The sequence below is a fragment of the Parasutterella muris genome (assembly GCF_009767915.1).
GTDB lineage: Bacteria > Pseudomonadota > Gammaproteobacteria > Burkholderiales > Burkholderiaceae_F > Parasutterella > Parasutterella muris.
The window spans coordinates 64,354-71,701 of sequence record NZ_WSRP01000011.1 but is presented as its reverse complement, the minus strand read 5'-3'; the positions used below and the strand labels follow the sequence as shown (position 1 = coordinate 71,701).

Here is a 7,348-nt window from a genome sequence, read left to right as displayed (position 1 = left end):
CTAAGCTGCAGTCTCCGACAGCAGCTCTGGAGGCGTTAACCTCACTAATTAACAAATAAATTCATGCGTACGCCCTGTAACAATATTTGAGCAGTATGAAGGCAGAAAGCGCTCTGTTTTTATGTGCAAAATGGGTTGAAAGTTCCGATGTTCACTTCCTCGGCCGCCAAAATGTACGGCAGTCACTGAATTAGGAGCGTCTGATGGATGATTTAAATGATTACTCATGGTGTGCTTTTTATCCCGCTGCCGCTAGAGCGCTTTGTTCCTATCAAAACAAACGGGCAGCCCTGCTTAAAGAACTCTATGAAGCGCTGCCTGCGGAAACTGGTTATCTGCATGATCCCGAGCGCAAGCCTCTCAAAGACATTGATCCGTTTTCTGTTTTCGGCATCCTGAATCGACACATCAGTCAGAAGAAAAAGACAGAAACCGCCGAAGCCTTTAAAAGGATTTTCGGCTTAAAAGAGCCGGTTCCGCATAACTACCACGGCATTCCGCCGCTCAGCAATGAAAACTCCATGTTTTTCGGATTCAAAGACGGACAGACTGAGAAAGACATTGACAATCTTTGGCAGTTTTTTATTTCCGTACTTAACGACGAGAGCTGTGTCGGAGTGCAGTTTGACGAGATGACCGCACATCAGTACGGCATTAAATTCAATCTAACCATCGGCATGTATTGGATCCGACCGGAAAAATATTTCCCTTTAGATACTCCGAGCAGAGCGTTCCTTGAGCGTCACGGAATCAAGTGCTCCTCGACAAGCGTCCCGGCCTTTAAGGATTACGAGCAAATCTGTACCGGCGTACGTGACCTTCTCCCAAGCCTTCCGAACAAGCCGAAGAGTTTTGCGCAGGTCACCAGAGGAATCTATCTCTCGCTTCAGAAATAGCGCGTTGGTCTTTCGATCCGACAGCGAGCGTCTTAGAATGTTTGCTGTCTAACTTCTTACATTGATAAAAGAGATGCTGATACTAGGAATTGAATCTTCCTGTGATGAAACCGGGGTAGCGCTTTACGATCCCGAAAAAGGACTGCTTGCCGACGCTCTGCACTCTCAGATCGAGATGCATCGTCTTTACGGCGGCGTGGTACCGGAACTCGCAAGCCGAGATCACATTCGAAGAGTCATCCCGCTCATCAACGCGGTGATGGACAAAGCCGGCAAAAAACCGTCCGACCTTTCCGCCGTTGCAGTTACCGAGGGCCCGGGTTTAGCCGGAGCACTCCTTGTCGGCAATTCTGTCGCGCACGGCATCGGATTTGCGCTCGGAGTTCCCGTGATCGGCATCCATCACTTGGAAGGACACCTGCTCTCTCCGCTGCTGTCGGACAATCCACCGAAGTTTCCTTTTATCGCGCTTTTAGTTTCCGGCGGTCATACCCAGCTCATGGAAGTCAAAGGGCTCGGTGAGTACAGCGTCATAGGAGAGACGCTTGACGATGCGGTCGGCGAAGCCTTTGACAAGACTGCTCAGGCGCTTGGCAAGGCTTATCCGGGCGGTCCTGCAGTCTCGGCAATGGCGGATATGGGACAGTCCGGCGTCATCGACCTGCCGCGCCCTCTGCTTCATTCGCCCGACTGCAACTTCAGCTTCTCCGGTCTTAAGACCGCAGTCATGAACACCATCCGCAAACACAGCGGTCCTCTGACCGATGAGTACAAGAACGACTTGGCAAGAGCGTTTGTGGATTCAGTGACAGAAGTTTTGGTTGCAAAGAGCCTGCGCGCGCTCAAGTATTACGGGTATAAATCTTTGGTTGTCGCGGGCGGCGTCAGCGCCAACAAGCAGCTGAGAGAGGCTTTAAGATCAGCCTGCGGCAAAAGAGGCGTTAAGGTTTACTTCCCGCCGGCCGCGCTCTGCACGGACAACGGCGCAATGATCGCGGCTGCCGCAGCCGCGCATCTGAAAGAGATTTCGGAAGGCGCTTCCGAAAAAGAGGATGGCTTTTCAATCAAGCCCCGCTGGTCACTTGAAGAGTCCGGCAGGGCATGATTTACAACTGAGTTATTTCTCGATGGCGCATTCCACTTGGACTGCGCCAAGTTTTTCTGTCAGCACTGAAGGCTGAATCTTGACATTAAATCCTCTTCTTCCGCCGTTGATATAAATGAACGGCAGATCAAGGATCGTTTTTTCGACATAAATCGGCATGTGTTTCTTTGTGCCGAATGGGGACGTTCCGCCCACCTGATAGCCGGAATTCTTTTCAGCGATATTGGGCTTGCAGGGTTCAATATGCTTGCAGCCAACCTGTCGCGCGAGATTCTTTGTTGAAACTTCCCGATCTCCGTGCATCAGGATAACCAGAGGTTTTTCGTGCTCGTCCTGCATAATGAGTGTCTTCACGACCTGATGTTCATCCACTCCGAAGCATTTCGCAGCCTGTTCCGTGCCGCCGTGATCAATGTACTCATAAACACCCTCTTCGAAAGGGACTCCGTTTTTTTTGAGCCAAACAGTTGCCGGCGTGGCCGATACATGTTCTTTCTTACTCACTTGAAGCTCCACTGTAATGTTTTTCGTGATTCAAGAGCCATAATTTAATCGAAACATCTTCGGCTTTATGGTTAAAGCCGCCCGAATTGCCCTTACCGACCACTCGGTGGCAAGGAACAAAGATCGGCAGAGGATTATCGCCGCAGGCTCCACCCACCGCTCTCGGGCCGGAATGAATTTTCTCGGCAAGCGCTCCGTACGTCATTGTCTCGCCCGGTTCAATTTCAGAGATCACCTTCCAGACTTTCTGTCTGAAAGCGGTTCCACCCACACTCGGCTTCCAGCCTTTTACCGCAGCGATATCGCCGCTCAAATACTTCTGAAGCGCTTTGACTGCCGGATGATTTCCGTACTGATCCAGATTGGTCTCGCAGGGCTGAGTGCTCAGACTGACTCGGGAAAGCTGTCCGTCCTGAAAATCCATTCGAATACTGCCAAACGGCGCGGAGATCTGCGCACTCGGTATTTTTGCGGCATTGTCCACATCTTTCTGCCAGAGTCCTTTGGGAAGCGGAAACTTGACATCTTCAGGCGTTCCGCCAAGCGTTCTCACCTCATCGGCGCCCAAGTCTCTCAGTCTGTCGACAATCTCCTCTACGAGAATTTCCGGAGCGCTTGCTCCCGCGGTAATCCCGACATTTTCCACGCCTTCAAACCATGTTGAATCGATTTCCTCGGCATCATCAAGCAGATAAGCTTTTGCACCGGCGCCTTCGGCAACTTCCCGAAGGCGGTTGGAGTTCGAGCTGGATTTAGAGCCCACAACCAAGACCAGGTCCACCTCTTTTGCGAGCGCCTTAACCGCATCCTGACGATTTTGCGTCGCATAGCAAATATCCGCTTTCTTAGGTTCTACAACTTTAGGGAAGCGCTTCTTTAATTCATCGATGACCCGTCTGGCGTCGTCGTATGAAATTGTTGTCTGGCTGACATAAGAGACTTTTTCCGGATCTTCGACTTTCAGATCCCAGACCTGCTTGGGCTTTTCCACGACTTCAATCGCGGAAGGAACCTGACCGACCGTACCTTCAACTTCAGGGTGGCCGCGGTGTCCGATCATCACGATTTGGTAGCCTCCTCGATGCATTTTGCTGACTTCAGCGTGCACTTTAGTGACAAGAGGGCAAGTCGCGTCATAGATGATGAGATCTCTTGAGCGAGCCTCTTCCTCCACCGCTTTAGGCACGCCGTGGGCCGAGAAAACCACAACAGAGCCGTCCGGGACTTCCGAGACTTCGTTTACAAAGATTGAGCCTTTTTCACGAAGCGTGCTGACCACATGTTTGTTGTGCACGATTTCGTGCCGCACATAGATTGGCGCGCCGTGCACAATCAATGCTCTTTCGACAATCGCGATCGCGCGGTCAACGCCCGCGCAAAAGCCTCTGGGTTCCGCAAGAAGAATCTTCATCTTTCCACTCTGAGTATTCAATGTTCAGATATCATATTCAATCTGACGATCTTTGTTTCGTACCGATCGTCTTTTCTGTCCGCACATCTTTGCAAGAAGATGTGAAAAAAAATAAACACCACTCAGCTCTGCCGACAGGCCTGCCGGCCTTTAAATCGACTGCACAGCGAGAGCTCGCAAAGCATTTTCCTCAGTGCCTTTCAGAGGATATTTCTAACTGTCTTGTGCAAAAAGAGAAAAAAGTCAGTATAATCTCGGTTTTTGGTCCTCCCCGAGCGTATTTTTTCGGCGCGAGGAAAGTTTTATAACAGTTATTATTCTGGAGAGTTAGCGATGGCACGAGTGTGTCAAGTCACCGGCAAGGCTCCCATGGTTGGCAATCGCGTCTCGCACGCGAATAACAAGACCAAGCGCCGCTTTATGCCCAATCTGCAGTACCGCCGTTTTTGGGTTGAAAGCGAAAATCGCTGGGTTCGTTTGAGAGTTACAAACGCTGCACTGCGTACGATTGATAAGAACGGCATTGAAGCTGTTCTGGCGGACCTTCGCGCCCGCGGCGAAATCTAATAGGAGTTCACCATGGCGAAAGGAATCCGTGAAAAAATCAAGCTGGCTTCCACTGCTGGAACCGGCCATTTCTATACAACCACGAAGAACAAACGTAATCAGAGTGGCAAAATGGAAATGTCTAAGTACGATCCGGTTGCTCGTAAGCATGTGATCTACAAAGAAACCAAACTGAAGTAATTCAGACTTTGGGTAAAAACCGAAGCTTCGGCTTCGGTTTTTTTTGCCTTTGAGAAACGACCCTAGGCAAATATTTTGGCGTGCGCTCTGAAAATTGGAATAATATCGTCTGAACTCAGCTCCGGGGCCTCTTCCGAAATTCCTCCTCAGAAGACGCAGATAACAGCAACATGACCGATAAGCCAAAGAATTTCTCTGTTCCGCTTCCAACAGAAGTCGATGTCAAAGTAGAAGAAAATGTTATTCAGAAAGACTTCAGCGGCTACCTAACCAGAGCGCTTGCGTGGACGGCGCTAACTCCGCTGTTCATGCTCGGTTTCATGCATTTCAGTCAGCTGATGAATGCCACAGAAATCAATGATTGGCGTCAGATTGAAATCACTCGGCAGCTGTCCAATCGAATTTCCGAAGAAATTTACAGCCTTGCTAATTTCCTAAAGACAAGCGGAAATATCATCCGAGCTGAAGATATCCCGGTCAGGAGCACTGAAGCTCTTTTCGGAGAGAGCGCTAAATATCAAAAACTTTTTGATATCTCTGTTCTGAATTCAGAAGAGTCTCATGAAATTGAAAGTCCTTCTTCTGCCGATGCAGCTCCAATCGGCAAAAAAAAATCTTTCATCCGCGTCGACGATCGAGGTAATTTTTGCATTCGAGAACCCGTCACGGAGAAAAGCGGAAAGAAGCTGCTTCTTCAGGGATGCATCTCTCAAAAAAAGTTTTCCGAAATCATTGCTGAAACGATTCGCTCCGAGCCTTTCACGGTTCAGCTTTTCACAAATAACAACAGAAGCATCTTTCAGGAATCCCTGAACACCAAAAAACAATACGCTCCGTTCGTTCCGACGGAAGCTTTTATGTCAGTTGTCCGATCTCATCTTCTTTCTCCGCATCCGCTATGGCGAACCGATCAGGTTCGCAACAACTCTCAGGTTTTATCGGCCTCTTCAGTTAAAGCGACCGGATGGCTGCTTGTCGTCGGGCAGCCGGTCGCTGTTAGAGATGAACAGCTCTCATCATCGCTTTTAACCTCCGGAGCTTTTCTTATTCTCGGCCTGATCGGCACATTCGTCGTCGGCTCTTTCCTAGGGACGCGACTTACGCGCAGCGTCGAATGCGTTATTGAGCAGCTTGAGGAATTCAAAAAAAACAACCGAGTGGTTACACCATCTGCGGAAAGATTTAAATACGCACCGCTTGAGCTGCAGACCGTTTCCAAACAATTCAAAAGTTTGGCGCAGGCCGTAGTCAGCAGCCAGGAAAAACTTAAGCTGTCCAACGAAACGCTGACCGAACAGGTCAATCTTCGAACGGCTTCACTCAACAAGAGAAACGAAGAGCTGAAGAGCCTGCAGCTGCTGCTTGCTCCGCTGGAAGAACCGCCAAAAATCGTTATCGGCAAGACGATTGAACGATTCAAAGAAATCCTATCCCTGGAAGTGCTCTATTTCACAGACGCGGAAAAAATACCGAATGCGGAAAACTACATCGCCGTCAAATCTTCGGCAAATGAAGTCCTAGGCTATCTCTGTTTTGCAACGGTTCCGGGGCAGGAACAGGCCTCGGTATTTTCCTCGATTCTTCGTCTTGCGCGTTCGATTTCCATTGTGCTCGACAACGAAAATATGTTTCGTTCCATCAAAGTCGATCACTCCCGCTTCACCGCATTAATGGAATCCATGAGCGAAGGAGTCATCCTTATCGGACAATCAGGCAGTTTTCTTTTCTTTAACAAAAAGGCGGAAAACCTACTCGGCATTACTGAGCAAACGCCGTTAAATAGTGTTGAGGCTTATCTCTCAGAGGGCTTTAGGACCCTTTTTTCAGCAAACGCAGATGAAGCACACCTTATTCCGCATGAACCCGGCGTCACAAGAAGACTCGTCAGCAAGACCGATTCAGACTTTTTCCTGGAGATCTCAACATTCATTGTTCCCCACTTTCAGGGCTATGGTCAGCGAATGGGGCTTATTATTCGCGACATCTCAAAGGAGATGTCAATCGAGCGCATGAAGGGGAACTTAGTGTCCATCGTGGCTCATGAACTAAAAACACCGATCACCACAATGCGTCTTCAGGCAGAAACGCTTGATCGAATGATTTCAAACGGCAGGCCGGAGGACGCAAAAGAACTGATCGGCGATATGCTTTCTGAAAGTACACGGCTGCAGAATCTCATTTCCGACTGGCTTGATGTGTCAAGAATCGAAGCCGGCGCTTTAGTGATTCGTCCGAAGGTCCAGTCTCTGGGCGTGCTGCTGCGCATGGCAGAAAAAGTTGTGAAGCAGCACTACCCGGATCTGAAGATTGAGACCAATATCGACAAAGACGCTCAGTGTATTCTGGTTGACAAAGACAGGATACTTCAGGTGTTCATCAACATTCTGGATAATGCGGCCCGATACCGTTCTTCGGATTCCCCGATCTGTCTTGTCAGCTCCTCTCTGAAAGGAAAAGAAATCGAGGTTTCTTTCTCAGACAACGGAGTCGGAGTCCCGCCGACACATCTGTCAAAGATTTTCGATACTTTTTATCAAGTGGACATGAGCAACCGCAGAAAAGTCGGAGGAACCGGCCTAGGTCTGGCGATTTGCCGAGGCATTATGGCAGCCCACGGAGGAAGGATCTGGGCTGAGTGTCACAGCGGTAAAGGAATCACAATTAAACTACGCTTTCACTTGTAAC

Annotated in this window: 7 protein-coding genes and 1 pseudogene; 5 read left to right on the top strand and 3 right to left on the bottom strand. The window is 49.3% G+C overall.

Annotated elements, in window-relative coordinates:
* Nucleotides 1-203: 203 nt before the first annotated feature.
* Entirely contained in the window at nt 204-896 is a 693-nt protein-coding gene (locus tag E5987_RS04880; RefSeq protein WP_160334974.1) for an AAA family ATPase, read from the top strand.
* A gap of 73 nt (nt 897-969) precedes the next feature.
* The gene (gene tsaD, locus E5987_RS04875) at nt 970-2,001 is read left to right on the top strand and encodes a tRNA (adenosine(37)-N6)-threonylcarbamoyltransferase complex transferase subunit TsaD (RefSeq protein ID WP_160334973.1); all 1,032 of its coding nucleotides are present in this window, start codon (nt 970-972) and stop codon (nt 1,999-2,001) included.
* A 12-nt stretch (nt 2,002-2,013) separates the two neighbouring features.
* On the opposite strand, the gene ybaK is transcribed toward tsaD, so the two are convergent.
* From ybaK to ispH, 3 genes and pseudogenes are all read right to left on the bottom strand, one after another.
* Nucleotides 2,014-2,505: a Cys-tRNA(Pro) deacylase gene (gene ybaK / locus E5987_RS04870; RefSeq protein ID WP_160334972.1), complete on the bottom strand. Its 492-nt coding sequence runs from the start codon at nt 2,503-2,505 to the stop codon at nt 2,014-2,016.
* Complete coding sequence (locus E5987_RS13275; protein ID WP_255453139.1) at nt 2,498-2,929, bottom strand: methylated-DNA--[protein]-cysteine S-methyltransferase; 432 nt, start codon at nt 2,927-2,929, stop codon at nt 2,498-2,500. Before E5987_RS13275 ends, ybaK begins: the two co-directional genes overlap by 8 nt.
* 63 nt (nt 2,930-2,992) lie before the next feature.
* Nucleotides 2,993-3,916, bottom strand: a pseudogene (ispH, locus tag E5987_RS04865) (4-hydroxy-3-methylbut-2-enyl diphosphate reductase); the annotation flags it as partial.
* Nucleotides 3,917-4,249: 333 nt separating this feature from the next.
* On the opposite strand from ispH, the gene rpmB reads away from it, so the two are divergent.
* The 3 genes from rpmB to E5987_RS04850 all read left to right on the top strand — a co-directional run bounded on the left by rpmB (nt 4,250) and on the right by E5987_RS04850 (nt 7,347).
* Nucleotides 4,250-4,483, top strand: a complete 234-nt coding sequence (gene rpmB, locus E5987_RS04860) for a 50S ribosomal protein L28 (RefSeq protein WP_008811700.1) — start codon at nt 4,250-4,252, stop codon at nt 4,481-4,483.
* A 12-nt stretch (nt 4,484-4,495) separates the two neighbouring features.
* A complete protein-coding gene (gene rpmG / locus E5987_RS04855) occupies nt 4,496-4,663 on the top strand; it encodes a 50S ribosomal protein L33 (protein ID WP_160334970.1) in 168 nt (55 codons plus the stop codon).
* A 170-nt stretch (nt 4,664-4,833) separates the two neighbouring features.
* Nucleotides 4,834-7,347: a sensor histidine kinase gene (locus tag E5987_RS04850; RefSeq protein WP_160334969.1), complete on the top strand. Its 2,514-nt coding sequence runs from the start codon at nt 4,834-4,836 to the stop codon at nt 7,345-7,347.
* The last annotated feature ends 1 nt before the right edge of the window (nt 7,348 follow it).